The sequence below is a fragment of the Spiroplasma endosymbiont of Seladonia tumulorum genome (genome assembly GCF_964020235.1).
Classification (GTDB): domain Bacteria; phylum Bacillota_I; class Bacilli_A; order Mycoplasmatales; family Mycoplasmataceae; genus Spiroplasma.
The window spans coordinates 990,860-1,016,677 of sequence record NZ_OZ026545.1; the positions used below are offsets into that span (position 1 = coordinate 990,860).

33 protein-coding genes, 3 tRNA genes and 3 pseudogenes are annotated in these 25,818 nt (G+C 25.8%); 22 read left to right on the forward strand and 17 right to left on the reverse strand.

Annotated features, from left to right (window positions below):
• Nucleotide 1: 1 nt before the first annotated feature.
• The 5 genes from tyrS to AACL22_RS06300 are packed head-to-tail and all read right to left on the reverse strand — an operon-like array spanning nucleotide 2 to nucleotide 2,191.
• Nucleotides 2-1,285: a tyrosine--tRNA ligase gene (gene tyrS, locus AACL22_RS06280; RefSeq protein ID WP_422397500.1), complete on the reverse strand. Its 1,284-nt coding sequence runs from the start codon at nucleotides 1,283-1,285 to the stop codon at nucleotides 2-4.
• Nucleotides 1,286-1,328: 43 nt separating this feature from the next.
• Entirely contained in the window at nucleotides 1,329-1,706 is a 378-nt protein-coding gene (locus tag AACL22_RS06285; protein ID WP_338990470.1) for a hypothetical protein, read from the reverse strand.
• Nucleotides 1,707-1,729: 23 nt separating this feature from the next.
• Complete coding sequence (locus AACL22_RS06290; RefSeq protein WP_338990472.1) at nucleotides 1,730-1,834, reverse strand: YtxH domain-containing protein; 105 nt, start codon at nucleotides 1,832-1,834, stop codon at nucleotides 1,730-1,732.
• 2 nt (nucleotides 1,835-1,836) lie between these two features.
• A complete protein-coding gene (locus tag AACL22_RS06295) occupies nucleotides 1,837-1,998 on the reverse strand; it encodes a hypothetical protein (protein WP_338990474.1) in 162 nt (53 codons plus the stop codon).
• The gene (locus AACL22_RS06300) at nucleotides 1,982-2,191 is read right to left on the reverse strand and encodes a hypothetical protein (protein WP_338990476.1); all 210 of its coding nucleotides are present in this window, start codon (nucleotides 2,189-2,191) and stop codon (nucleotides 1,982-1,984) included. The genes AACL22_RS06295 and AACL22_RS06300 overlap by 17 nt, the downstream gene beginning before the upstream one ends.
• A gap of 570 nt (nucleotides 2,192-2,761) precedes the next feature.
• On the opposite strand from AACL22_RS06300, the gene AACL22_RS06305 reads away from it, so the two are divergent.
• Nucleotides 2,762-3,268, forward strand: coding sequence for a C39 family peptidase (locus tag AACL22_RS06305; RefSeq protein WP_338990477.1), 507 nt, complete (start codon nucleotides 2,762-2,764; stop codon nucleotides 3,266-3,268).
• A 303-nt stretch (nucleotides 3,269-3,571) separates the two neighbouring features.
• Here AACL22_RS06305 and AACL22_RS06310 read toward each other — a convergent pair whose 3' ends face one another.
• Entirely contained in the window at nucleotides 3,572-4,126 is a 555-nt protein-coding gene (locus tag AACL22_RS06310; protein WP_338990478.1) for a restriction endonuclease PLD domain-containing protein, read from the reverse strand.
• A gap of 465 nt (nucleotides 4,127-4,591) precedes the next feature.
• On the opposite strand from AACL22_RS06310, the gene AACL22_RS06315 reads away from it, so the two are divergent.
• From AACL22_RS06315 to AACL22_RS06360, 9 genes and pseudogenes are all read left to right on the forward strand, one after another.
• Nucleotides 4,592-4,771 carry a hypothetical protein gene (locus tag AACL22_RS06315; RefSeq protein ID WP_338990480.1) on the forward strand — a complete coding sequence of 60 codons (180 nt, stop codon included), beginning with the start codon at nucleotides 4,592-4,594 and terminating at the stop codon, nucleotides 4,769-4,771.
• Nucleotides 4,740-4,949, forward strand: a complete 210-nt coding sequence (locus AACL22_RS06320) for a hypothetical protein (protein ID WP_338990482.1) — start codon at nucleotides 4,740-4,742, stop codon at nucleotides 4,947-4,949. The genes AACL22_RS06315 and AACL22_RS06320 overlap by 32 nt, the downstream gene beginning before the upstream one ends.
• Before the next feature lie 258 nt (nucleotides 4,950-5,207).
• The gene (locus AACL22_RS06325; protein ID WP_338990484.1) at nucleotides 5,208-5,972 is read left to right on the forward strand and encodes a DNA adenine methylase; all 765 of its coding nucleotides are present in this window, start codon (nucleotides 5,208-5,210) and stop codon (nucleotides 5,970-5,972) included.
• Between the two features lie 148 nt (nucleotides 5,973-6,120).
• Nucleotides 6,121-6,555, forward strand: a complete 435-nt coding sequence (locus tag AACL22_RS06330) for a DUF3627 domain-containing protein (protein ID WP_338993024.1) — start codon at nucleotides 6,121-6,123, stop codon at nucleotides 6,553-6,555.
• A 152-nt stretch (nucleotides 6,556-6,707) separates the two neighbouring features.
• On the forward strand, nucleotides 6,708-6,911 hold the full coding sequence (locus AACL22_RS06335; RefSeq protein ID WP_338990486.1) for a DUF2649 family protein: 204 nt from the start codon (nucleotides 6,708-6,710) through the stop codon (nucleotides 6,909-6,911).
• A 50-nt stretch (nucleotides 6,912-6,961) separates the two neighbouring features.
• A pseudogene (locus tag AACL22_RS06340) lies at nucleotides 6,962-7,922 on the forward strand (hypothetical protein).
• A pseudogene (locus tag AACL22_RS06345) lies at nucleotides 7,915-8,166 on the forward strand (hypothetical protein); the annotation flags it as partial. The pseudogenes AACL22_RS06340 and AACL22_RS06345, both read left to right, overlap by 8 nt.
• Nucleotides 8,164-9,349 (forward strand): annotated as a pseudogene (locus AACL22_RS13790) (spiroplasma phage ORF1-like family protein); the annotation flags it as partial. The pseudogenes AACL22_RS06345 and AACL22_RS13790, both read left to right, overlap by 3 nt.
• A gap of 143 nt (nucleotides 9,350-9,492) precedes the next feature.
• A complete protein-coding gene (locus AACL22_RS06360; RefSeq protein WP_338990492.1) occupies nucleotides 9,493-9,945 on the forward strand; it encodes a UPF0236 family transposase-like protein in 453 nt (150 codons plus the stop codon).
• A gap of 405 nt (nucleotides 9,946-10,350) precedes the next feature.
• On the opposite strand, the gene AACL22_RS06365 is transcribed toward AACL22_RS06360, so the two are convergent.
• The 6 genes from AACL22_RS06365 to AACL22_RS06390 all read right to left on the reverse strand — a co-directional run bounded on the left by AACL22_RS06365 (nucleotide 10,351) and on the right by AACL22_RS06390 (nucleotide 14,775).
• Nucleotides 10,351-10,620: a hypothetical protein gene (locus AACL22_RS06365; protein ID WP_338990494.1), complete on the reverse strand. Its 270-nt coding sequence runs from the start codon at nucleotides 10,618-10,620 to the stop codon at nucleotides 10,351-10,353.
• Between the two features lie 346 nt (nucleotides 10,621-10,966).
• Nucleotides 10,967-11,818, reverse strand: a complete 852-nt coding sequence (locus tag AACL22_RS06370) for a hypothetical protein (RefSeq protein WP_338990496.1) — start codon at nucleotides 11,816-11,818, stop codon at nucleotides 10,967-10,969.
• Between the two features lie 71 nt (nucleotides 11,819-11,889).
• A complete protein-coding gene (locus AACL22_RS06375; protein ID WP_338990498.1) occupies nucleotides 11,890-12,036 on the reverse strand; it encodes a hypothetical protein in 147 nt (48 codons plus the stop codon).
• Between the two features lie 38 nt (nucleotides 12,037-12,074).
• Nucleotides 12,075-13,097 carry a nicotinate phosphoribosyltransferase gene (locus AACL22_RS06380; protein WP_338990499.1) on the reverse strand — a complete coding sequence of 341 codons (1,023 nt, stop codon included), beginning with the start codon at nucleotides 13,095-13,097 and terminating at the stop codon, nucleotides 12,075-12,077.
• Nucleotides 13,098-13,117: 20 nt separating this feature from the next.
• Entirely contained in the window at nucleotides 13,118-13,708 is a 591-nt protein-coding gene (gene ytpR, locus AACL22_RS06385) for a YtpR family tRNA-binding protein (RefSeq protein ID WP_338990501.1), read from the reverse strand.
• 2 nt (nucleotides 13,709-13,710) lie between these two features.
• Entirely contained in the window at nucleotides 13,711-14,775 is a 1,065-nt protein-coding gene (locus tag AACL22_RS06390) for a M42 family metallopeptidase (RefSeq protein WP_338990502.1), read from the reverse strand.
• Nucleotides 14,776-14,928: 153 nt separating this feature from the next.
• Here AACL22_RS06390 and AACL22_RS06395 point away from each other — a divergent pair, with 153 nt between their 5' ends.
• A complete protein-coding gene (locus AACL22_RS06395; RefSeq protein ID WP_338990504.1) occupies nucleotides 14,929-15,771 on the forward strand; it encodes a DegV family protein in 843 nt (280 codons plus the stop codon).
• A gap of 15 nt (nucleotides 15,772-15,786) precedes the next feature.
• Nucleotides 15,787-16,644, forward strand: coding sequence for a DegV family protein (locus AACL22_RS06400; protein WP_338990505.1), 858 nt, complete (start codon nucleotides 15,787-15,789; stop codon nucleotides 16,642-16,644).
• 55 nt (nucleotides 16,645-16,699) lie between these two features.
• Here AACL22_RS06400 and AACL22_RS06405 read toward each other — a convergent pair.
• The 5 genes from AACL22_RS06405 to AACL22_RS06425 form a co-directional block, all read right to left on the reverse strand.
• Nucleotides 16,700-16,792 (reverse strand) — tRNA-Ser (locus tag AACL22_RS06405).
• A gap of 11 nt (nucleotides 16,793-16,803) precedes the next feature.
• Nucleotides 16,804-16,878, reverse strand: a tRNA-Trp gene (locus AACL22_RS06410).
• An 81-nt stretch (nucleotides 16,879-16,959) separates the two neighbouring features.
• Nucleotides 16,960-17,035 (reverse strand) — tRNA-Trp (locus AACL22_RS06415).
• A 71-nt stretch (nucleotides 17,036-17,106) separates the two neighbouring features.
• The gene (locus tag AACL22_RS06420) at nucleotides 17,107-17,592 is read right to left on the reverse strand and encodes a Fur family transcriptional regulator (protein ID WP_114565424.1); all 486 of its coding nucleotides are present in this window, start codon (nucleotides 17,590-17,592) and stop codon (nucleotides 17,107-17,109) included.
• 14 nt (nucleotides 17,593-17,606) lie between these two features.
• Nucleotides 17,607-17,831: an acyl carrier protein gene (locus AACL22_RS06425; protein WP_338990507.1), complete on the reverse strand. Its 225-nt coding sequence runs from the start codon at nucleotides 17,829-17,831 to the stop codon at nucleotides 17,607-17,609.
• 642 nt (nucleotides 17,832-18,473) lie between these two features.
• Here AACL22_RS06425 and AACL22_RS06430 point away from each other — a divergent pair.
• The 10 genes from AACL22_RS06430 (at nucleotide 18,474) to AACL22_RS06475 (ending at nucleotide 25,808) form a co-directional block, all read left to right on the forward strand.
• A complete protein-coding gene (locus tag AACL22_RS06430) occupies nucleotides 18,474-18,653 on the forward strand; it encodes a hypothetical protein (protein ID WP_338990509.1) in 180 nt (59 codons plus the stop codon).
• A complete protein-coding gene (locus tag AACL22_RS06435; RefSeq protein WP_338990511.1) occupies nucleotides 18,622-18,870 on the forward strand; it encodes a hypothetical protein in 249 nt (82 codons plus the stop codon). The genes AACL22_RS06430 and AACL22_RS06435 overlap by 32 nt, the downstream gene beginning before the upstream one ends.
• 1,016 nt (nucleotides 18,871-19,886) lie before the next feature.
• Nucleotides 19,887-20,171 (forward strand): hypothetical protein, encoded by a 285-nt coding sequence (locus tag AACL22_RS06440; RefSeq protein WP_338989305.1) that lies wholly within the window; start codon nucleotides 19,887-19,889, stop codon nucleotides 20,169-20,171.
• A complete protein-coding gene (locus tag AACL22_RS06445) occupies nucleotides 20,126-20,620 on the forward strand; it encodes a hypothetical protein (RefSeq protein ID WP_338989476.1) in 495 nt (164 codons plus the stop codon). Before AACL22_RS06440 ends, AACL22_RS06445 begins: the two co-directional genes overlap by 46 nt.
• Nucleotides 20,598-20,858 carry a hypothetical protein gene (locus tag AACL22_RS06450; protein WP_338989308.1) on the forward strand — a complete coding sequence of 87 codons (261 nt, stop codon included), beginning with the start codon at nucleotides 20,598-20,600 and terminating at the stop codon, nucleotides 20,856-20,858. Before AACL22_RS06445 ends, AACL22_RS06450 begins: the two co-directional genes overlap by 23 nt.
• A complete protein-coding gene (locus AACL22_RS06455) occupies nucleotides 20,858-21,256 on the forward strand; it encodes a hypothetical protein (RefSeq protein WP_338989310.1) in 399 nt (132 codons plus the stop codon). Before AACL22_RS06450 ends, AACL22_RS06455 begins: the two co-directional genes overlap by 1 nt.
• An 11-nt stretch (nucleotides 21,257-21,267) precedes the next feature.
• On the forward strand, nucleotides 21,268-21,726 hold the full coding sequence (locus AACL22_RS06460) for a hypothetical protein (protein ID WP_338989312.1): 459 nt from the start codon (nucleotides 21,268-21,270) through the stop codon (nucleotides 21,724-21,726).
• 17 nt (nucleotides 21,727-21,743) lie between these two features.
• Nucleotides 21,744-22,970 carry a hypothetical protein gene (locus AACL22_RS06465; RefSeq protein ID WP_338990513.1) on the forward strand — a complete coding sequence of 409 codons (1,227 nt, stop codon included), beginning with the start codon at nucleotides 21,744-21,746 and terminating at the stop codon, nucleotides 22,968-22,970.
• Nucleotides 22,971-23,009: 39 nt separating this feature from the next.
• A complete protein-coding gene (locus AACL22_RS06470) occupies nucleotides 23,010-24,605 on the forward strand; it encodes a hypothetical protein (protein WP_338989316.1) in 1,596 nt (531 codons plus the stop codon).
• A gap of 12 nt (nucleotides 24,606-24,617) precedes the next feature.
• Nucleotides 24,618-25,808: a hypothetical protein gene (locus AACL22_RS06475; RefSeq protein WP_338989318.1), complete on the forward strand. Its 1,191-nt coding sequence runs from the start codon at nucleotides 24,618-24,620 to the stop codon at nucleotides 25,806-25,808.
• Nucleotides 25,809-25,818: the final 10 nt, after the last annotated feature.

Genomic DNA, 25,818 nt, shown 5'->3' on the forward strand with positions numbered 1-25,818 from the left:
ATTATTTAAATGGTAAAATGTTCTTTTTTTTGTTAGTTGCAAGATAAATTAAATGATATTTTCGTTTTCCACGACGAATAATTAAATATTTATCAAATAAAAACTTATCTTTTGCTACAAGTCAAGTTTCTTCTTTAACAATTTGCCCATTAATAGTAATTGCACCTTGTTCTAAAAACTCACGACCTTCACGTTTAGAAGAAACAATTTGTGCTTGTACTAATAAATCAAGCAGTGGTAAATTAGGCTTTGTTAAATAAAAATTAGGTAAATTGTTATCAAGTTGGCCTAACTGTTGCTCTGATAATTCATGTAAATTGCCTTTAAATAAAGCTTCGCTAACAATTTGTGCTGTTTTTAATCCTGCTGCTTGATGAACAAATAAAGTTACTTCTTCTGCTAGTTTTTTTTGTGCAATGCGTTGTGCTGGTTCATTTTGGTGAGCTGCTTCAAGAGCAATAATTTCTTTTTCAGATAACATTGTTAAATAACATAATAATTTCCCTGCTTCTTGGTCATCTTGGTTATAAAAGAATTGATAAAATTCATAAGGTGATGTTTTTTTTGAATCTAATCAAACTGCCCCTGATTCTGTTTTTCCAAATTTGGAACCATCAACTTTTGTTAATAAATTCATTGTCAAACCACAAGCTAAATTATCTTCTCCAATTTGTTTATAAATATAATCTGTACCCGAAGTAATATTTCCTCATTGATCACTACCACCAGTTTGAACAGCACAATCATAATTAATATATAATTGATAAAAGTCATAAGCCTGCAATAATGTGTAAGCAAATTCAGTATATGATAAACCAACTTCAATTCTAGTTGCAATATTTTCTTTTGCTAATAAATAACTAATATTAAAATCTTTACCAACATTTCGCAAAAAATCAATCAAGGTCATTTTTTGCAATCATTCAGCATTATTAACCATTTTAACTTTTGTTCCAATTAATTGTTGCATTTGATTACTAATGGTTTCCACATTATGTTTAATTGTTTTATCATCTAGCAATACCCGTTCTGCTTTTTTCCCACTAGGATCACCAATCATTCCTGTCCCACCACCAATAATAGCAATTGGTTGAAATCCAAACATTTCAAAACGTTTTAATAACATAATTTGAATTAAATGCCCAACATGTAATGAATCACCGGTTGGATCAAAACCACAATAAACTCCTTTTTTTAATTCTTGCGCTTTTAATAATTTTGCTTCATTAGTTACTTGTTTTAATAGTCCTCTTCATCTTAATTCTTCTAAAATATTTTTTACCATCATTTATCTCCTTTGCTATTTAAAAAACTCTAAATTATTAGAGTTATTTCTTATCTACTTTTGAATCTTTTTTAATTGGAGCAGACTTTCCTTCTTCAATAATTTTTTCAGAAATTGATGCTGATGTTTTTTTCAAATCTTCAGTTGCCTTAATTCCAGCGTCAATTGCTGAAACTGTTATTTTTGCTAAATCTTTTGCCACTGCGCACACATTAGGTGATTTTGCTGCTGCTTTAATTAATTTAACTGCACCATTATCAATTTTCTTTAATGTCTTATAAGTCATTTCTTTTGTTGAAGCAGAATCTAAAATTTCAACTGCACCTTTGACATTTTTAATGTGCAATTCAATATCAGCTGCAACTTCATCTGATTCTATTCCTTTCGATTTTTCTCATACAATCTCAATTTTATTAACCATTTTTTAAGTTGTGGATTATATTTTTAAACTAAATTAATGAAATCTTGTTGTAATTCTGAACCTTTTTTCGGAGCAATTAACATTCCTACTACCATCACTGCCAATGTTTTAACAAATTTAAATGCCATAATTATTCCTTCTCATCAGAATTAGCAAAATCTTTTAATTTATCAACAATTCGATAGGCAATGTCTTTATTACGAGCAATAATTTTCATTCATGCTTTAACGTTTCGTTTTGCAAAAGCTTCAAAAACATCAATATAATTTGAAACTTTAACAACGGGTATCAACAGTAGAATTTAACATTTCTGTTTTATAAGTTAAGTCTTCAACAAAATAATCAAATTTCTTAGCAGCAATTGCAACTTTTCGCGCAGCACTAATGCCATAACAACAAAAAACAATTGCTAAACATAATAAAACAATGATTAAAATTGTTTGTGAAATTAATAAATTATCATTTGTTGCTAACATATATATCATTCTTTTCCACCCTTTTTCTAATCGTATTAAATATTACTTTTATATTATAACTTATTTTATAATTTATTTTAAATAATATTAGAATAATTAGTTAACTTAATGATAAAAATTAATATATACTAATTTACAACAATATATAATTTATCTTTACAAGATAGTATAAACCAGTTTTTACATTAATTTGTTTTATGTTATATCAAAGAATAAAATCAGTAACTAATGCAAAATACTCAAAAATTTACGATATTGTAGTATTTTTTTACTTTTATTAATTATTATGTAAATTAAGTTGTTAAAAAATATTAAAAATTTGCAATTAATTTGTTAAAAATTAAAAAATATACTTATCTTTTTCTTTTTTTATAAAATATTATTAAGGAGAAAAAAAGAAAAAAATATGAATAATAAATGCATTTTTAATTTTAATTAATATTATATTAATATCTTTTATAACTTTTTTGTCGGCATATATATTATAAAAATAAATTAAAACAAGAACCTTTAATTAAAAATTATGAATTATTATATAAAGAAAAAAATGAAAATATTATAAAACATAAATCAATTTCATTGCCCGTTGAATTATTTTATCAAGAAGCAAATTATTGATGTGGTCCTGCTAGTGTACAAATGGTAATAAATTATGTTGCTAATAAAAAAATATCACAAGAAAAATTAGCAAATTATTTACAAACTGTAAAAACAGGAACTTATCCAGGAAATATTCCAGCAATTTTAAATAAATTCACAAACCAAAATAATCATAAATATACACGAAAAATATTAGGACTCAATTATGGTTTAACCGAAAAAGAACAAAAAATATTTTATAATGATGTAAACAATAGTTTAAAGCATAATTTTCCAGTTATATTAAGTATGCATGGTAAATATCCTTGAAACAACCATATGATAAGACATCTTATTGTTATACATGGAATTCAAGTATCAGAAAAATTTGAAGAATATACATATTTAATTGCTGATCCTTGATCCGGAGAAGTAGAAGTTAAACAATCACAAATAAGTAGTCTATTTACTTATGATGCAAATAGTAGCATTATTAAATCTAATTAAAATATTTTAAAATTATTTGTGAATTTTTAGCTACTATCACCATCGATTCTTCAACTAATTGAATATACAATATTTTAAACATTGCATAATTTATTTTATTAACACTTGATTGCAATCCTTCTTTTACTATTTTTAATTTTTCTTCTATTCTATATCTTTTTTTAAAAATAAAAAATCCAATTACTTTTGTTTTAATTTTATATTACAAATTAATTGTTAAATTATTTATTTGCTTAGTTTTAGGATATATTCAATACAATACATTAATAACTTAAAAAGATTTAACAACCTAATGTTAAATCTCTAATTTGCACAAAAATTTTTAATTCGCTGACTTGGAGGTGTTTTAAAGACACCAACTACATTACAAATAATGTCATTTTTTCAATCTCGTTCTGATAATGCCATTTCAAATAAAATTTCACGAAAAGGACGATCTTTTTTAGGGTCAAGGCCAAGACCATTTGTACTAAAATTAGCACTACCGGATCAAAAAGCTAATATTTCATTATTTGCATTGTATCACACATATAACTTAGTATGTGTTTTAGGTTTAGTGTACTTAATAAAATCAGAATTATAAACATTAGGTTTCGGATGTTCATGAATAATATTTAATCGATTAATATTTTTTTTATCTTTTAATAACTCTGCTTCAAGAATCGGATTATATTCAGCACTAGTTTTATCAACAAAAAGATCTAAATTAATATTATCCTTTGCCGTTTCATCTAAATATCGTTTAATAACATTCGTATCACCATCACCAGTCAATACTAATAGTCCTGTTGCTGTCTTTATTTTTTCATTTGTTTTATGTGCTTTTACAATCTCATTAAATTGGCTTTTTTCTTTCAAAACATTTGCTTCTGACTGATAGGTTGTCTTATCATTAACATCAAAGCCAACACAATTTTGTTGATATAAATCACTAGTTCGTGTTGCACTAACATGCTCTGTTGCATTAATTCCTCCGCAAAAAATATCACAACCAAGGCCTTTATAATTTGTAATATTGGGGACCGTTGCAAAGATACGGGTTGTTAGTTAAAAACAAGATATAATCTTGTTTTTTCTTTTATGTATAGAAAATTTAATTTAAGGAGTTGAAATTATGCAAACAAAACATTATTTTATTTTGCGGTCCTTAGTAATTAAGTATGGAAAAGATAATGTTATTAATACTGTTAATAAGATAGTAACTAATAATGTAAAAGAAAATGAATAAATTATCCGCGTAATTTATTCAATATTGTTTATTTTTGAGCGTAGCGAACACGCGGAGCGTGCCGCGCAAGCTAAATTTTTAGGAGGAATTAAATTATGCCAGTATGGTTAACATGAATATTTAGTATTGTTATTATTTTAGGAATTCTTGCTTGAATTGGTTTATCGATTTATCAAAAAATTCGTCAAATTCGAGGTAAGAAAAAAGAAAAAAAGAAATTGAAAACAAGGAGGATAAAGAATAATGTTAGGTATGTATTTAACAACAGCTGTTAATTTTCTAGCTACAGATACTCCTACTATTTCAGGTGGAATGGATTCTATTTGAAGCGGTTTGGGACAAGCAATGATGAAAGTTAAAGATACTGTTTATGCTGTGTTATCACAATTAATGACCTTTTTAAGTGATGCTTGAATTATTTTAATTCCATTTGGAATTTGAGTAATTATTTAAATATTAAACTTTTTCCGTGTCATGGTTAAAGGCTTTTAATATTTATTATAACTGATCCATAGCTATTCATATATTTTGGCACACTAGCTTTTATGTGAGTTGATTAATTATAAACGTATAATTTTATATTTTAATAGCTATTAGTTAAAACTAAGCACTTATTTTCAGTGTGCTTTAATTTTTAATTTTATATATTTAACAATGTTTATTACAATACATATACATTATTTAAACATTTTATAGTAAAGGAGGATTAGAATGAAATTTATTAGTCCGTTGTCTTGGCCAGGTGGAAAAGCTAAACACTTTGATAAAATTAAAGCATTATTACCGGCTAAATTTGATAAATTTATAGATTTATTTTGTGGCGGTGCTTCAGTTGGCTTAAATGTGTTAGACCAGCAGTTATGTAACAAAGTAGTCTTTGATGATTTACATAGTGACTTGATTAACTTTTGGCGGGAAGGGATTCACTTAATCGAATTAGATTATTTACAAAAATTGGTATATCCTAATTCAAAAACTATTGATGAAATGAAAGAAAAGATAGCAAATGATTATTGTTTGAATACAGGCGAAAAATTTTTAATTAAAAATGCTTTAACTTTTAACGGGAAAGAATGAGGAACTTGAACAGATAAAAGATTACAACAAAATTTTAATTTTAATAAATTATTGAGAATTCAAAATGTTAGAAGACTATTAGTTGATCCTAAAAATAATATTGAGTTCTATAATTTGGACTATAAAAATATTGTTTGATATTTAGATCCACCATATTTTTATAATAAAGGAAGAGTTTATAAACATTCAAAAATGAACTTTTATGAACTAAAAGATAATATTTTAAACATTAAAGGTAAATGAATTTTAAGTATTGATAATTCTGAATTTATTAAAGACTTGTTTAAAGAATTTAATATTAATGAATTTGAATGAGTTTATAGTTTTACTAATTGTCATAATAAAAAGCCAAAACTTGGCCAAGAATTAATTATTACAAATTTTAAGGAGTGTGATTAATTATTAAACGTAAATGTCAAATTTGTCATTCTATTTTGAATAAAAAATTTGTTGGTAGTTTGTTTTGAGTAATGTATCATAAACCAAGTTATAAAAGTGGTCCTAATACGGCATTGTGTAAATATAATATGGAAAGTAAGGTGTTTTTATAAGTTTTTATAAGAAGAATATTAACGTACAAAATTATTTTATTTGAACAGAATTTGTAGTTTTTAGAACAGATAAAGCTTCGTTTATAAATTTACCTAATCATAATCGTCATATCGGTTTTTGATTGAGTAATAAGTTTATTTATCCTAGTCAAAAACATTCTGATCAAGTAGCTATTGGTTTGATTTATGATAATTCTTACCCTATTGTAAAATATGATGAAAATTTAAAACGAAATATTTGAAAATATTTAACTGGAACAGAAATAATTAATTTATATAATCAATATAAACAAAATTATTTTACACAAATGAAAAAAGCATTATTCCCTTCTGAACCTCAAAAAGTAAAAATAAATAACAATAATAATTTAACAAATTGAACTGTTGAAAAAGACCAAGAATTAATTAATGATTTGAAAGACTTAAATTAAATGAGTTTATATAATTATTGAGTTCAATTTGTAAGTTATATTATTGGTTCAAATGCTCCCGATTTTATATATGTTATATCGTTTGTATTATTTATCGTTTTATTTTTTGGAATGTTTTTTAAACTTATTCAAAAAATGTGGAGTTTTTAAAAATGCAAAATGATTGAGAAAAATTAAAAGAGTTTTTTATTCATGTCTTTTTGCTTATAGATAAAACAAATGTTGAAAATATTACAACTTTAAATTTAACACAAAATGAATATTTAACTTTGATGGTTGGTGTTTGAATTGTAATTTTGTTTTTAACTTGGTTTTTATTGTGAATGATTTTTAAAATAGTTGGGTATTTTAAATAATGAAAAAGTTTGTATTTTTTTAAAAAAATTATTGTTATATTAGCGGTTCAATGGTTTTGTTTAGTTTAATTGATTTATTATTTTGAATTATTTCTTTAAATTACACCGGCTTAGTTTTTTGACTATTATTTGTTTTACAATGTGTATATTTTTTTGGTGATTATGAAAAAATATTTTTTATCAGTTAAATGCATTTAGGTTAGTTGATTTTGTTTGAGATAACCCTTTGTCAGTTATCATTGGTAAGTTAGGAACAGGTAAAACATTACTTTTAACTTATTTGTCTCAGTCTATGAAATTATTAACAGATGAAATTTATAGTAATTATCCATTAGAAGATGGCAAGGTTAAAGTTTTAACATTTAAAAATTTGGATTTTACTGATCGAACAAAACCAGTTCCTCCAGATGATAGTGTTATTTTATTTGATGAAAGTTATTTATATATTGATGGAACTAGTCCGCACGATGAGAAAAAAGTTCATAGTGGTAAGATACCGTGAATTGTTTTAGCAAGACATTTTGGACATCGTGTTTTGTTTACTGCTCAGCGTGAGGGTATAATTTGAAACAATATTAGGCAATTAGCAAGTGGTATTATTATTCCAATTTCACTTAAAAAACCAATTGTTAAAAAGGATTTAATATTTTTAATCATTTTTTTATTATGCGAATTGGTATTTTTCAAAATATTACTGATTATGAAATTTGAAAAACAAAATCAGTTGAATGATTGTCAGAAGGTAAACGAGCAAAACATAAGTCGGATGTTGGATTAGGAATTCGGTTTTTTAAGATAATTATTCCGCTTGAATTTGCTAATAAATACCATAGTTATTGATTAAGTTTTGTTCGTGATTTGAAAAACGATGAGGTTGTTAATAAAAAAGAATACTTTTGGAAAGATATATCAAAATTAAATATTAAACAACGCTTAGAATTGTTTGATATTGATATTTTGAAAAAGAATTTAAAACCTAAAAAAGAAAAAGGAAGTGGTAAAGATGATTAATTTATTATCAGAAAGTAGTAATTGAGACAAAATTTTTAGTTTTATTTTTGATGTATTTTTGTTTATTTTTGATGTGATTTGAAATACTAAATTGCCAATGGTAAAAACAACGATTGCTTATTTTGTGATCTTTTTTATGGTTATTAAATTATCAATTTATGCTATTCATGGTACATCAACACAATATAATGAATTAGGTTCAACTGTTCAAAATAGTACATCAAAATTATATTCTTCAACAATTATAAATAAATTAGAAAAAAGTGTTGATAATTTGCAACAAGTTAATTTAAAGTTTCAAAATTGAAAGTTAATTCCTAGGGTTAATGATGTTTTAGTACCACCTAAAATAATTGCTTCTACTGATAAAAATAAATATGTAAAAGAAGATGATAGGAAATATATTGTAATTTATCCATATCTAATCCAACAATGAAACATAATTAAAACAGATGCAAAAAATATTAATAATACCTGAGCATGAAGTTCAAAAGCAATAATTTATTATTGAGATGGAACTAATGAACCACAAACACCAGATGTTGATGCAGATACTGGCAGTGTTATTTTTTTGGACTGATACTAATTATCAAAATACTCGTTCTTTTTTATTAAAATATATTAATGCTATTGTGCAAGAAAATATTCGAGTTCAACAAGGTGGTAATCTAGATTATGATGATCCAAATTTAGGTAGTCAAAGAATTATTTTTGATTTTGAAATTATTAATAATTTGAATAAGTCTAGTATTGGTATTATTTTAACTAAAAAATCAATTTATCGAATGATTTTAACGATTGATGAACGAAAAAATATTATTGCTGGGAGTTTAGAGTTAACACATCTTAAGCAATATTGAAATGGATATGATTATAATAATTATCGGTATACTGATGATTTAGGTTTTTTATTTTCTTTTATGAAAGATAAGGAAAATACATTTAGTTTTAGTGCTGAAACATATAATTATTATCAGGGTAATACTCCTAATACTGGTAAATAGATTTTTGAACAGATGAAAGGTCAAATTGATATTAATAAATTTTTAAAAGCATTTTTTGCTCATGCTTTAGTTCCAGTATTTCAAAATCGTAGTAATTTTATTGAAAGTGGATATATTGATAATTTACAATATGATACGGTTTTAATTAACTTTTTTGGTTTAAAATTAGTTAATTTTACAGATATTTTAATTGAGGAAAGCAATATTAATAAAACTCAATTTGAAAAATTATTAAATAGTATGTTTACGGTTTTTCAAAATTTTTATAAAGATTATTTACGAACAATTTTTGATTTAGAAAATAATACTTATACACAAGGATATAATAAAAAATATGGTTTATTAGCGAATAATGGTTTTAAAATTTATTCACGTTACTTTTATTTTTCTGATAAATACAAACAATTAGATATTAAATTGTATATTGTAAATTTCATTTTTCATCTGTTTCGCGTATTTTACGAAAAGCATTAAAAAAAAGATAAAAAAATAGATTTAAAAAATTGAGAAAATTTATATATCAATTGGGATGATGCGCATGTAACTTTTAAAAAAATAAATCTTATTTGCAAACTGTTAGAATAATTTCATTTAATACTGGAAAAGAAAATAATAAATCTTTAAATAAAAAATATTGTTATTTTTTTCTTAATAAGAAAACTCGAGGAGCAGAATTTAATGTTTTATTTATTAAAAAACAAATTCAAAAATTTTTTAAAAATTATGAAAATATTAAATTAATTATTGGTGGGGATAGTGCTAAATGAATTAAAAAAACTGCTAAAATTTTAGATGGTATGTTTATATTTGATAGATTTCATGCAATAAGAGAATTAAAGAATAATATATATTGTGGTAATCGTAGTAAAGAATCCTTTAAAAATTATTTACACGCAAAGGAATTATTTTTACAAGGAAAATACGACGAATTTATAACTTTTTTAAAATCATTACAGAATGAAAGAATTAAATTAAGGTATTTTATTAATTTAAAAAAATGGTATTTTAAATCAAAATAAAGAGTGAAATATTGGCGTATCTGTTGAAAGTGATGTTTCAAGAGTTGTAAAATCTTGTTTGAGATATGGGAATAAAACATTTTTATTTTCAACATTTAAAAATATTTTGGATTTAAAAATTATGAGATTTAATTTTAGTTAATTTAAAATAATTTAATTTTAGTTTTTAAACTATTTTTTAGTATGTTAAAATATGAAATTATTTTTTGTATTTTTTTTGTGTTATTATTTTTTTATAAAAGAAAAAGTTTTTTGTTTTTAAATAAATTAAGTAATACTCGTTTATATGCAACACTCCCTAATATTGTATAAAACTTCTTTAAAAGATGGAACCTTTAATAAGGCAGATTCTGAAAAATTACCATTACCTGTAAAAGAACGAATAATTTCTTTTTTATCATTAAACTAAAAATACGATTTCATATGCGACAATCTATTAGGCTTATCAATAACATTAGCTTGGTTATTTAAATTATTGTGTGAAAGCTCTTGATTATATTTAGCAACACGTTCTTGCTCATTTTTTGCACGACCTGAAACCATATAACTACGAATAATATCAATCGAAAATTTACTTTTAACACTTTCAAATAAATACTTTTCAACAAGAGATGTACCAGCAAATCCGTTAATAAAAACAACATGGGCAGTATCCTTGGATGTTTCTTTAACCATTTCTCATATTTGGCTTTTTTCAGTTTCAAAATCACCATTTATATGTCTAATACCAAAAACAATACCTGCAATAGCTCCTGGTGTTGTTAAGACACCAAAAGTTGTTCCTCCGATTATTATTGTTTTTTTTTTTTACTTTTCTATTCATTTAATTAATTCCTATCTTTTTGTTAAATTATTTAAATATATGTGTTTTCATAATTTCATTCATACTAATATTTTATAATATTTTTTAAATTATTTTTTTATAATAAAGGTTTTAACAAAAAAATTAACAACAGTAAAATTGCTTGATTCTCCTATTCATTCTTTTAACCACCCTATCAGTTTTTAAAATTTTCCTTACCTATTCATTATTATTTTTATTATCCCTTTGAACATTATTAATTTGTGTTTTAATTCGTTCACGACGTTTTGCTTCTGCTTCCTTTGCTGTTTGCTCTTCAATTTCTAACATGCGTGAAAAAAAAGGATTACGATTAGTATGATATTCTTTAACGTGGTTCATATCTGGTTCAGAATCACTGTTTCGTAAATCATGCAATTTCTTATGATATCCTGATGCATTTTGTGATAATGGTTTTGGGCGACGAAGAAACTGATTATTTAAATTATTTTCTTGTAAATTAAGTAGCGTTTTAAATCTAACTGCTCACGCTTTTGTTGAATTATGTTGGATTAATCGACAACGTTGCTCTAATGGCATATCTTCAGAAAAATTATCATCAATATGATAAGCTTTAGCAACTGCATTGCGAATCTGTTCATTAATTTCTCTTTGCTTTTCAATTCCTTCAAACATTGCTGCTTGCTCATAATCATCAACATTATGTTGTGGCATTGGATTACGAATTTTTTCTTTAATTTGTTCTAATTCTACTTTTAACTCAGCTGTTCTATCGCCAAAAATATTTGTTCCACTTTTTCGTGGCTTTAATAAAAATGATACCGTTTGTGCTGTTGGTTCAGATAATTTATTTTTAGTTTTTAAAGTTGATGGAATAATTTCTTTATTTGTAACTGGATCATATTTTCGAAAATATGGTTCAATGTTAGTTTTATCAAAAGACGAAATTTTTTCTTCAGTAATATGAATTTTCACTAACTCCGCCTTCTTCTCACTCACCCGCTGAGCAATAACATCCTCAATCGAAGTTATGGGACTATTTTCTTTTTGTTGTTTATATGAATGCGACATATTAACTTTAAATTCATCAGCACCATCTATTTTTTTTCCATATAAAGGTGAAATAACTTCACATAACGATGTTAAAGGAGATTTATTCTTATATTATTTTCAATTGTAATTTTTTCGTTTTCATTTTGATATTGTTTTCGTTCCTGTTTTAAATGAGGATAAGCATCATCATGATTATAATAAGACTCTATTTTATGGTTTTTATTTTCACTCATCATGAAAACCCCCTTTATTTACATATATTATAAAACATTTCTTATTTTTTAACTAGTCGATTCGAAGCAATATTACTCCGCCCAACCTTTGCTTGATCAACACCATTTAATTGAACAGCATCACCAGTAAAACCAATATTAATTTTTGCCAACGATTCCCCAACGCCATAAATATCAACAGGAACACCTTCTTTTTCAAAATCCTGGATTTTTTGAACATTAAATCCTGATGAAACAATAATTTTAATATGTTGATATCCTGCCTTATCTAGAGTTTGACGTAAAGCACGAATTAAGTGTTTATTAACACCATTAATTTCACTACTTGGATACTTATCTTCTTTTCCAAGAAAATATTTATCGATTAATGATTGAGAAGTATCAACACGAACTGCATATAAATTTGAAAATGCACGTGCTACTTGCAAAGTATTAGTAATAACATCATTATTATAATCAACTAAAGCCACTAATTTATCAGTTGGATAAAACTTTTGATAAGCTTTCAAAGCTGCAATTAAATCACCATTAAAAGCTTGAATTAAAGCATGCGGAACAGTGCCCATAGGCTCATAATTACCAACTAATTTTGTTACTTGTGCTGTTGTAACAAAATTAGTTATTCCACCAATTTTTGCAGCATAACCATCATTTTCTTGATTATAATAATAATCACTACGATCATTCATATATATCACTGGCTTATTATTAGCTGCTTGTAATACACGATAACAATTTGTTGCAATACTTGTTTGTCGTGCTAAAATACCATCAATAATACCTTCTAAATGGCCAAACTGATAATAATGCCCAGTTACTTTTAAAACTGGTTCATTAGCTTGAATTAAATCGCCATCCGTTAAGGCAGTGATTTCTAAACTTTCCGCATTAAAAACTTCTGTTTTTAATAATTCAACACATTCATTAACGCCTGCTAAAATAACATTTTCTTCACGTTGAAAAAACTGCATTGTTATTAAATCATTTGGTTTTTTATTTTTTAAAATATTTGCTGTTTTTAAAAAATAAATTGCACTATAATACCCTGCCTTAATTTTGCCCATTATAATATTCCTTTCAAAAACTATTTCCCAGATGATATTGTTGCTTTGATAATAACATATTTTTTTCCAATAATAGTAATTGGTAATCCCAATTCGCGTTCAGAACAAAGCATTCCATTTGAAATAATTCCTCGTAATTCACTAGGAACAATTTTTAAACCTGAAGGCATAATTGCCCCAACACGTGCAACAACAACCAATTGGCCAATATCACAATTATCAGCTTCACAAATAATTTGTTCAGTTGATAAACCAATGTCTACTTGACAAATATTTAATTTATCTGAATTAGAATGTTTTTTACGCTCAAGAATTTTACCAACAATAAATTGTGGTTGTTGATTAATATTAAAAGAATAATCTTTTTGTTTAAAAATACCTCCTAACTCTGCTAATAAATTAGAATTATCACTATTAATTCCTAACTTCAAAGATGTTGTTAAATGTTTACTAGCATTTAACAAATTAAACTCACAACATTGGTGGTTTTGATTATAAAATAAGACATAATCATTATTAATAACATAATTAACTGCATCAGGTGTTGATTCATATCCCATTAAAATATCAAAGCCTTGATTATAAAATAAACCAATTGTTTTTGTTCCCATTTTTACTTCTTATTACTTCAATTAAATCCTTTAATTTTTGTTTTATCTAAATCTTCAATAATTGTTGTTACTAACTTAATTGTTTCATTAAAGTCATCTAAATCAATAATACCACTAATTGTATGCAAATTACGGGCAATTAAACACGCTTGAATAGTTGGAATACCAGCTGTTGTTAAATGAACAGCTCCAGCATCAGTTCCTCCTGGCGAAATATAAAATTGATATTTTATTGCATGTTCTTTCATCAATTTAAGTTGATATTGAATTAAATCATAACGCGTAATATAGCCATTTTCCATTCCACGTAACATTACACCTTGCCCTAATTGACCAAAAGTTGTTGTTGATTCATAATCTTGTCCTGGTGAAACATCAGTTACAATTGTAAAATCAGGATTAATTAATGCTGTCGCTGTTTTAGCACCGCGAGTTCCAACTTCTTCTTGCACACTAAAACCAACATATAAATCATAGTCTAATTGTTTATTTTTAACTTGTTCTAAAACTTCTATTCCTAAAATAACACCCATTCGGTTATCAATTGCTTTTGATAATAATCGTTTATCATTTAAGAAAACTGTTGGACCTTCACAAATTACAAAATTTCCTTCTCGAATTCCAGCTTTATAGACTTCTGCTTGTGAAGAAAAACCAAAATCAACTAACATATTAGCAATTGGCGTTGGTTTTAATCGAGCTTCTGGTGATAACAAATGCGGTGCAATTGCTGAAATCGCACCAATCAAAAACGTTCCATCATCTTTTAATAACTTTACTCGTTTAGCTAATAATGTTTGTTCCCAAATACCTCCTAATGGATTAATACGAACTAAACCTTTACTATTAATTTGGCTTACCATAAAGCCAACTTTATCACCATGTGCCATTAACATTACTTTTTTTGGATTTGTAATTCCTTTTTGATTTCGAATTACAGCAAAGCAACTCCCTAAATTATCCTGAATTATTTCTGAAGTATATTTTTGATAATATTGTTTTAATAGTTTAACAACTTCTTGCTCACATCCAGATGGTCCAAATGCTTGTAAAATAGTCTCATACATTTTTTCTGTTCAGTAGTAATTTTCATTGTTATCTTCCTTTCATCCTTGAAATTATTATATCAAAGTTTATAATTAATATATTGTTAAGACGTTAACAATATATTAACTTAGATTCAATGATACTTAAGCGATAGAAATAAATGGAGGAAAAATATGCGCAAAGCTGCATTAATAATCGACTCATCGCCTGGAATTAAGAAAGACGATTTAAAAAAATATGAAGATACTTATTTATTACCATTATTACTAAATTTTCCAGATGGAAGTGAAGTGGAAGATGACGAAGATGTTATTTCATTTAATGAATTTTATGATATTTTAGAACATCAAGTTATCAAAACTAGTCAAATTCCAATGGGAAAAATGTTAAGTACTTGAAACGAATTGTTAAAAAAATATGATGGCATTGTTTTTATGGGATTATCAAAGGGGCTATCTGGTCAGCATGAAAATATTTCAATGTTTGCTCAAGGCGATGAATATAAAAACAAAGTCTTTGTTATTGATACTGACGGGGTAAGTCAACTGCTAGTATATATGATTGATCTAGTATATCAATGAATTGGAGAAGGAATTGAATTAACAAAAATTCAATCAAAACTTGATTTAATTAAAACAAAAGTTAGCGCCTTTATTATCCCAAAAAGTTTGGAAACTTTAAAACGCGGGGGTCGAATTACAGCGGCAGCGGCAGCTTTAGCATCGCTTTTAAAGATAACCCCTATTTTGAGATATGATGGTCGCATTGATAAATTTGATAAAACTAGAACATTTAAAAAAGCTGTTGAAACAGCTTTAGGACAAATAAAAAAAGAACGGCAAAATTGAAAAAACATTATTTTATTGCATTCAAAAACAGACGATGAAACATTAAAAGAAGTTTACAATATTATTAAAGACGCGGGTGCTAAAATTATTTCAACATACATTTTGCCAAATGTTATAGCAGCTCATACAGGAGCAAATACGGTTGTGCTAGTATGTTGAGATGAATAAAAGGAGGTACAATCAATGAGTAAAAAAATTGCAATCTTAACTGATTCATCAGCAGGTTTCACAACAGCAGAAATTAAACAATTAGGTATTCATGTTATTCCCTTACACATTATTTTAAATAATGAAGTTGATATCTTAGATACGGAAGAAGAAACAACAAAACATAATTTTTATGAAGTTGTTCAAACAGGAACAACAAAAACAAGTCAAGCATCAACTGGTGAATTAATGATTAAATATGACGAAATTTTAAAAACATATGATGAAATTATTCATTATCCAATTGCTGAGAAACTTTCAAGCCAATATGCAACTGCTTATCTTTTAAGTCAAGATGAAAAATATCGTGGAAAAATTCATGTTGTTCGTAATCATACAGCAGCTTTTGCTTTAAAAACATTAATAATTTATGCTAATGAATTAACAAAACAAAAGCTTAGTGTCGAAGAAATTATTGCAAAAACAAATGAACTTGAGCAAAAAACATATATGGCAATGATTCCTGGTAGTTTAGATCGTTTATCAAAAGGTGGACGTGTTGGAAAAGTTTTATTATCATTAATTAACTTATTTAAAATTAAAATTTTAATTCAATGAGGAGAACATCCTAAGAAAATTGCCTCATCACGAACTTTAAATAATTTAATTGAAACTTTAGTTGAAACATGAGAAAAATTTAAAAAAACAGTTAAAATAAACTTTCAATTATTTGTTTTAAAAACAAGTGAATGTGCTAGCAAAGTTTGAGAAAATGTTACACAAAAATTAAATGAATTAAAAGTTAATTACCACACCGAAAATTTAGCTAATATCTTTGTTGCACATGCAGGGTTAAACACAATTGCTTTTGTTGGTGTTCCACAAATTAAATAGTAATGAAAAATCATTTCTAATATTAGAAATGATTTTTCATTTTTTCTTCATTAAATGGCGGAAGTAAAGAGATTCGAACTCTTGCATGGATCACTCCATTTAACGGTTTTCGAGACCGCCACCTTCAACCAGACTTGGGTATACTTCCACTGTTTAAACTGGCAGGGGTGACAGGACTTGAACCCACAACGTACGGTGTTGGAGACCGCTGTTCTACCATTAAACTACACCCCTAAATCCTTTTTAAATCATAACATAATAAGATAAATATGGCAAAATAAAAAAGTATTTCCATACTTTCATCTTTTTATGTTATGGCAGGGGTAGCAGGACTTGAACCCACAACACCCGGATTTGAAGTCCGGTGTTCTACCGATTGAACTATACCCCTAACAAGATAAAATAAGCGCCTAAATTGGCACTTAACCATTTTAACAAAATAATAGAAAATAGCAAATAATTTTACTTATTTTCTTCATTGAAGTACTCTTCAAATTGAAGTGGTTCATATTTTTTATTATGGCACTGGTCACAGATTCCATGCCCTTCAATTTTAAAATGGACTGGTTCTCAATTAATATTTGTCATTACATCTTTTAAATTATCTAACTTAATTTCATGTAAAATATTCGTATCTTTAATATGAACAACATTTTTACAAATATCACAAACCATATGAAAGGATGGGTTTTCTGCTAAATCATATCAAATTTGTTTACCATCAAAAGAATTTGTAAAAACAATATGCTCACTAATTAATAAATCAATTGTGTTGTAAACTGACATTAAATTAACATTTTTAAATTCTTGTTCTAATAATGTTACAATTTCAGTTAACGTTAAATGTTGCTTTTCTGATAAAATTTTAATAATTGCTAACCTAATTTCAGTAATTCGGTAATTTTTACTTTTTAATAACTGTACAATCCCGTCATATGATAATGCCATTGCCACCAGCTCCTTTATTTTTTAATTTCTTTAATAACTTCAACTAAATCTGCAAGTGTTTTAATATCCATTAATTTATCATCTGGTATTTGAATCCCACATTTTTTCTCAGCCTCAATAACTAAATCCATCAAATCTAATGAATCTAATCCTAATGTTTTAAACTCCGTATTTAAATTAATTGGTTTAGAAATTCCACGTTCTTTTAAAACTTTTTTAATTTCATCTAGCACATTCATTTAAAATCCCTCACATTCTCTTAATAATTAATATAATTATAACAAGTTTAGCAATAAAATAATAGCATTCACTAGTGTAAGCTTTCTAATATAAGCTTCCAAGCTTGATATAATTGTTGTTCATTATGATAATGATAGACAATTATTGTTTTTGAATAACTAATTTTTTCATTACTATAATAGAAACTAAGATAACTTGTTGGATGATAAAAAAAACATCATTTGCGGAATTCAACATTTTAAAAAATAATAATGAAAACGAATATTATCAAAATAATATTCACTATATACATAATTAATTTTTGTTCGTAATTTTCTAGGATCTAAACCAAATGTTGGGACCGTTGCAAAGATACGGGTTGTTAGTTAAAAACAAGATTATATCTTGTTTTTTCTTTTATGTATAAAAAATTTAATTTAAGGAGTTGAAATTATGCAAACAAAACATTATTTTCTTTTGCAATCCTTAGTAATTAAGTATGGAAAAGATAATGTTATTAATACTGTTAATAAGATAGTAACTAATAATGTAAAAGAAAATGAATAAATTATCCGCGTAATTTATTCAATATTGTTTATTTTTGAGCGTAGCGAACACGCGGAGCGTGCCGCGCAAGCTAAATTTTTAGGAGGAATTAAATTATGCCAGTATGGTTAACAAGAATATTTAGTATTGTTATTATTTTAGGAATTCTTGCTTGAATTGGTTTATCGATTTATCAAAAAATTCGTCAAATTCGAGGTAAGAAAAAAGAAAAAAAGAAATTGAAAACAAGGAGGATAAAGAATAATGTTAGGTATGTATTTAACAACAGCTGTTAATTTTCTAGCTACAGATACTCCTACTATTTCAGGTGGAATGGATTCTATTTGAAGCGGTTTGGGACAAGCAATGATGAAAGTTAAAGATGCTGTTTATGCTGTGTTACCACAATTAATGACCTTTTTAGGTGATGCTTGAATTATTTTAATTCCATTTGGAATTTGAGTAATTATTAAAATATTAAACTTTTTCCGTGTCATGGTTAAAGGCTTTTAATATTTATTATAACTGATCCATAGCTATTCATATATTTTGGCACACTAGCTTTTATGTGAGTTGATTAATTATAAACGTATAATTTTATATTTTAATAGCTATTAGTTAAAACTAAGTAGTTATTTTCAGTGTGCATTTTGGTAGTCGGAAAAAAGTTGAGGTTTTATAAAAATTATAAATAAAGTAATTAAATACAAATTAAAGTAATCGCTTATTAGAGCGATTTTTTTATTTGCATTATTCATCAGATAGTATCTTTAAAATTAAAAATTAACCTATTTTTTCCCTACAAATTAGTTAATTTTTATAATTTCCTTTCTGTGATTTATTATATTTTTTCGGTTTAACAACTAATAATATCATTTTTAATAAAGGTACTATCTGATGAATAATGCAATCTAAAACTTAATATTTTTTGATGCTTAAAGATGGATAACTCATCTATGGCACGAAGCCTTAAAGAAAGTGTGAAAGCGATTGGATTTACTACTCCTATTTATTTCTTTAATTCTCGGCAAGATTAATCACTTGCGAAATGTCAGAGCATGTGTTTTTTGGCTTGTTTTCATAAAAAAAGTGCTGTTAAACCGAAAAAAACAATATCGGACACTAAAAAAACAAGAGGGTTGGAACTCCAAAAGGTTATTTTCTTTATATAAAGTTGTGTAGGGATGGATGAAGCGTAATTAATAACTGGGTAAACTGTTTTTTGTTTATTTCCGTATGGGGGATAAACTCTATCAAAATATCCTATCCGCCCCCGCTCACTTCCCAAAGTGAAGCGGGCGGCGAAGCAATTAAATACTAAAATAAATTATTTACTAAATATCAAAATATTAACCAATAAAGGAATATTATGTTTTTTTACAGAAGGAAAAATATTTGATGAAAAAATGAAATAAAAAAATTAAAAATAAATTACAAGAATTAATGATACGAGCTTATCCAGTAACGGTAAATGATATTAATAATGAAATTTGAGCAACAAATAAAAAGAATTAAGGAGTATAGATAAAATGACAGAATATAAAAGCAAATATATTAATAAAACTTGAAATGAAATAACAGCATCATTTGATTGAGTTAATTGTCAACCTATTAATTGTCGTATTTCACATCATAAAAAGCATTATGATTTGCAATGTTTAGAATGAGCCAAAATGTACTTAAATTTATTTAAAAACAAGTGAGATGTTATTGTTTCATATATGCAATATTATAAAATTAACGATATTTTAGATTTAGCATCCGATGGATGAAAAATATTACAAATTGACAAAAAAATAAAACAAATAAATTAAAATATATTATTGCAATTGACCCTGCTGGAGTTGGACAAACTGGTATTATTATTTATAATGTTTTGCAAAAGAAAATAATTAATAATATTACTTTTAATTCCAAAAATGAAGAAGAAGCAATAAATAATATATATTTAATATTAAATCAATTTAAAAATAAAATTTGTTCTTATTTAAATAAAGTTGTTGTAATAATTGAAGATTATCAACTTCATAAAGGTTTAAAAATAAAAAATCCATTATCTACTCCTAAATTCATTGGTGGTTTAAAAGTTTTATGTAAATATCTATTTAATTTAAATTATGTTTTACAATCGCCAGTTGTTAAAAAAAATTATATTTATAAAGGAAATATTAAAATGTCAGAGCACGAATTAGATGCTTGAAAACATTTACAATATTTTTTAAAAAAGGAAGTGATAAATAATGACTATAACAGAATCAATTAAATTTAACAAAATTAAAGAAGAAAATGAAACACTTAAAAAAGAACTTGCTGAAAAAGATAAAGAAATATCTAAATTAAAACAAGATGTGGCAGATTTAGAATGTAATCAATATACTTTAGAAGCAAAACAATTATATAAAGAAGATTTTTACAAAAATCCATATTCAACAGGTTCTATCGATTGAATATTAGTTGACAGTTCAAAATATGACAAATTATCTAATAAGGATGTTAAATAATGTCTCAAACAAAAAGTAATTTACCTAAAAATTCTAATAACTGTAAACCTAAAATAAAAAATAAAAAAGTTAATAAGTTAGAATTAACTGTTAGATTACATGAAAATCCTATTAAAACAAAAATTAAGGCTCTTGTTGCTGGTGGTGTTGAAGTTGATGCTTGTTCGGCTAAATGTCAGTGAGAAGGATTAAATTACTCAACATTATCAATATATAACCCATCTGTTTTAACTGAGTTTTTGAAATTAAAAAAAGATGATGAGATAAAAATTAAAGGCTCAGTATTTAATCAGTTAAATATAAAAACTAAGCGCTATTTTTTGTCTTTTAGAGTAGATAGTTTTGAAATTATACAAAAAGCAATTAGAAAAAGAATAAATACAAATATTAAAAAATAGGAGGAAAAACAATGGCATTAAAAAATGTAAAATATGTTCTTATTGATGAAAATAATGAACCTATTAAAAATGAAGATGGTAGTTTAGATATTAAAACTGCTGAAATTATTTTAGAAAATACTGCTGAAGTTGAAGAATTTAATGCAAGTAATTTAGAAAATAATAATCAGCAAATCAACGAACTACAAACAAAAAATACTGAATTAACTTCACAAATTGAACAACAAACAATTCAATTAAAACAAATTGAAATAATTGACTTTATTAATTCTTTAACTGATAATGAAGAATTTAAAAATGTTTTATTAAAGTCTTATGATATTACTGATGATATTGAAATCATTAAAGCACAATTGCAAAGTGTTTATGATGAATTAATTAAGGTACAAATAGTTAATACTGGTGGCGTACCAAAAGCAGAAAACAAAGAAAACAATATTTTAGATACAGACAATGTATTTAATAAATAAGAAAGAAGGAGATAATTGTGGCACAAAATCCACAAAGAATTTTCGGAGATATTGCTAATCAAGCAACACAAAGAGACCGAGAAACATTTGAACAATGATATTTACAAACTTATCAACAAAAATTTAGTTGAGAAGCACTATTTGCGTGAAAAGAAGCCAATAAGTTTGGTTTAACATATAAAAGAAAGAAAAATATTAAATACAATGAAGGTCTAGGAAACGAAGGACAAGTATTTAATACTGATGATAACCTACTAAAATATTCAACAGTGGAATTTGAAGATGGAATTGTTGAATTAGATACAATTTTAACTTTTGCTCGTAAATTAGATCCCATAGAAAGTGATTTTAATCCTAATCTTTGAGCAGCTGATATTGAACAAGCAATGGATACTGAAGTTGCTTATAAACGTAATAAAATTTTAGAAATTATTAATAAAGGAACAGTTACAACTATTCAAGGCAAAAAAGCAGATGATACAAATGCTTTACAAATTCATGATGAAATTATGGATAAAATATATGAAAACGGCTTTACTCCATCAGAAACAATTGTTTTAGGTTCGGCTGATTTTATTCGTGGAATTCGTAATAAATTACAGTTACAACTTGGAGCAAACGACCAAATAAATAGTGTAATCACAACAAGTGAAGCAATGAAAACTGTTGAAGGAACAACATACTATATGGTTCCTAAAAAATTACCAATTATTAATAAAGATGGTTCAGAAGGAACAATTGAATTATTACCAAATGGAGTTAATGCAATTGCCTTTAAGTTTAGCAAAAAATATGACCCTCTTATCTTACGCAAAAAAGACCATACTCCGTTAAGAGTTGGTGCTGCTGCGTTAGGTACTGGTATGGGTAATACTTTGATTATGGAAAGAGTTTTATATTTAGGTGGAGCAGTAGTTGAACCTAAGGGAATTATTAAACATATTGTTGCAAAAATTGATATTAGTAAAATTAATAAAATAGATAAACCAACTATACATGTTACAGACCCAACAAAAGCAACAGCCGAACAGTTAAAACCACAATTTAAAGATGTTGTTTTAAAAGCAGTAAAAGCAGTAAATAGTTCTTTAACTGAAAGTGATTTTGATTACTTTATTGAAAGTAAAGGTGAAGACTGACCAATTAATATTACAAATGATAAAACAGTTGCAGTTCAAATTGAAGGTAAAAACAACGCTACTGGTCAAACAAATCCGATTGATGTTAAAATTAAAAATTCTTAATAGTACTAAAAAATAGTACTTTTTCGTTTGATAAATGATATGCCAATTGGAACATCTAAAACAGCCCTTATTTATGCTGTTAAAAAAAATCCAACTAGATTGTCAATCCAACAACAAGAAAAAAGTTTTGGTTTACAGTTATTAGAATTTTTAGGAATTCAAGTTTTAGCTCTTGGTTTATCAGTTTTAACTGGTGGTATTGCTTCGGCTGTTGGTCTTGGTGCGGGATTATCTAATTTTGCCGCAGCATTTATCTCGTTTGGAGTAGAAACAGCAACCGATTTTGCCGTAAATCAAATATATGATAAATTAACATCAGAAGTAACAGCAAAAAGTACCGCCTTAAATTTGTTACCAGCAATTGGTGGAATTGGTAAATTAACGCGTGCTGTTCGAACAACTAGAATTTTAAAATTAGCAAAAGAAACTAAACTACTTGAAAAATTAGGTGTAATAACTGCTAATAATTTAGAAGATGTTGTAAGGCAAGTTACAGATAAAAAGATTTTATCTTCTAAATTAATATTTGATTTTACAAAGCATGCTAATAATGAAACTTTATTATATACAATTGGAAAATTAGCCCGAAATGATTTTTATAAAGGTTTTAAAGTTTCTAATTTAGAAACAATTAATAATTTATTAAAAATTGAGAAAAATATTCAAAAAATAAGTCCTAAATTAGTTCAAAAAATACCACGCGTGAATGAAAAAAATGCTAATAAATGATTGTCTGAATATGGATTAAATATTGATAAAATAAGTAAAATTAATACTAATGAGTGATATAACATTATGACTAATCTTCATAAAAAAGGTGTTGGTAAAAATCTACTATTAAATGCTAATTTAATGAGGGGCAGTAAAATATATAATAATAAATTATTAAATATTTTTCATCAAACACCAATTAAATTAAATAAAATTTTAAATCATTTAAACCCAAATTTTTATATTCAAAAAGTAACTAAAAAATTATTAGCCCCTATTGAAAAACAAATAATTACTATTAAACAAAAAGTAATTAGTAAAATTACTGATAAAACTAAAAAAATATTATCTAAATTTGAAACTAAGGCTATTAAAAAAGGTCAATTATTACCTTTTGCTTATGGTTCTGATGTTTTTTTAGCAGTTAAAATTGTTCCTTTATCAGTTGCGGGTGAAGTTGCTTTAACAATATATTACAAAAATCCTAAATATGTCCCTATTGTCGTTATGACAACTTTAATCAAAGCAGAACAGTTTGTTTTGGCTCCTGAACCGTTTAAATTCTATATGAACAGTGAGTGGTTTATTGGTTGGGGATTTAAAAAAACAAGTTTGTTTAATTTAGTTTCTATTGCCCCACTTGCTTATCAGCAAGTAGTAAAAGATAGTTTTAAAATATATCGGACAATTGCTAAGATATTAAAAATGCAAGAACAATTTAAAAATAACTTTAATAAAGATAAATTGTTAAATACGCTAGAAGATAGTGCAATTACTAGTTTATTGGGTAATGGACTAGTATTTCAAGCATATAAACAACTCAGAACAAAACAAGATTTAAACAAAAAAATTAAAACAAAAACACTATCAAGTAGTAAAAAGTTTATCTTAAATAAAATCAAATCAAAAAGAAATAAATGATAAGGAGATGATTAAATGTTAAATGAATTATGACAAAATGTTACTTTGGAAAATTATAATAATTTTATTCCAATGACAGGTAAAATTACACAAGTTCCAGTTCGTTATAATAAGTTCTTTAAAGGTGATGTAGAATTATGATTTAAAACATTTGCTTTAAGAGCCCAAAATATGATTAATTCTTACTTAAACTATCCATTTTCAAAGCTAAAATTTGAAACATTTAAAGACCCATTATTAAAGAAAATTTGTATTAATATGGTGTTTATTACGATTGAACATTGAACATTTAATCGCATTCCAATTGAATTTTTTACTTCGGCAAATATGAGTGTTGGTGATATTAATTATTCTTCACAAAATGACCCTATGGCAACATGACAAGGTCTATTGCCTACCTATGCAAAATCATTGGCTAATCTAACAACTTTAAAGAAAATGTTTCGTACTTTTCAAGAAGAAGGTATTGATTTAACAATGATAGATTTAGAAGCATATTATACTCAGTTAGAAGTTGATGCTTTATTAGAAAAAGAAAAAACTGAAAGAATAGAAACCGATGACAAATTAGATAAAAAAATAGATAATTTAATAAATGAAGAAAGAAATGAAAGAATTAAAGAAGATAATATTTTAGACAATAAAATAAATAAAAAACAAGATGTTGTTAATAAAGATACAAACTTAGAATTAAACAATTTAATTGCTGACAGTACTATTGAAAGCAAAAATCAAATTCAATCAATTAATATTTTGACAAATGATTTAAAAATTGCAAATCCAACTGAAGAAACAGCACCAAATTTTACAAAAGCAGTCAGAGCAATACAAAACAATATTCAAGTACCAATAACAAAATCTATTAATGATAAATCAACAGATGAAGAAGTACCAACTGCAAAAGGAGTATACAATTCTTGTATATGACAAGATGTTGATACTGATGATTTTATAGTAAATAGTCAAGATTATCAAATTAAAGATTTTAATAGAATAAATTATATTTACAAAATTTCTGCTTCCCCCTTTAAGTGACCTTATTCTGGAGTAATCGAAACATTTTATTATTTTAATAATAATATTAGTGCATCATTTGTTGGTGGTTATAGTTTAGAGATTACTGTTAATGGAATTGTTAATGTTAAAGATAAAACTGATAAAAATTCACCAATGGGAACATTATTTATTTGAAGAAAAAAATATTAATTAATAAATT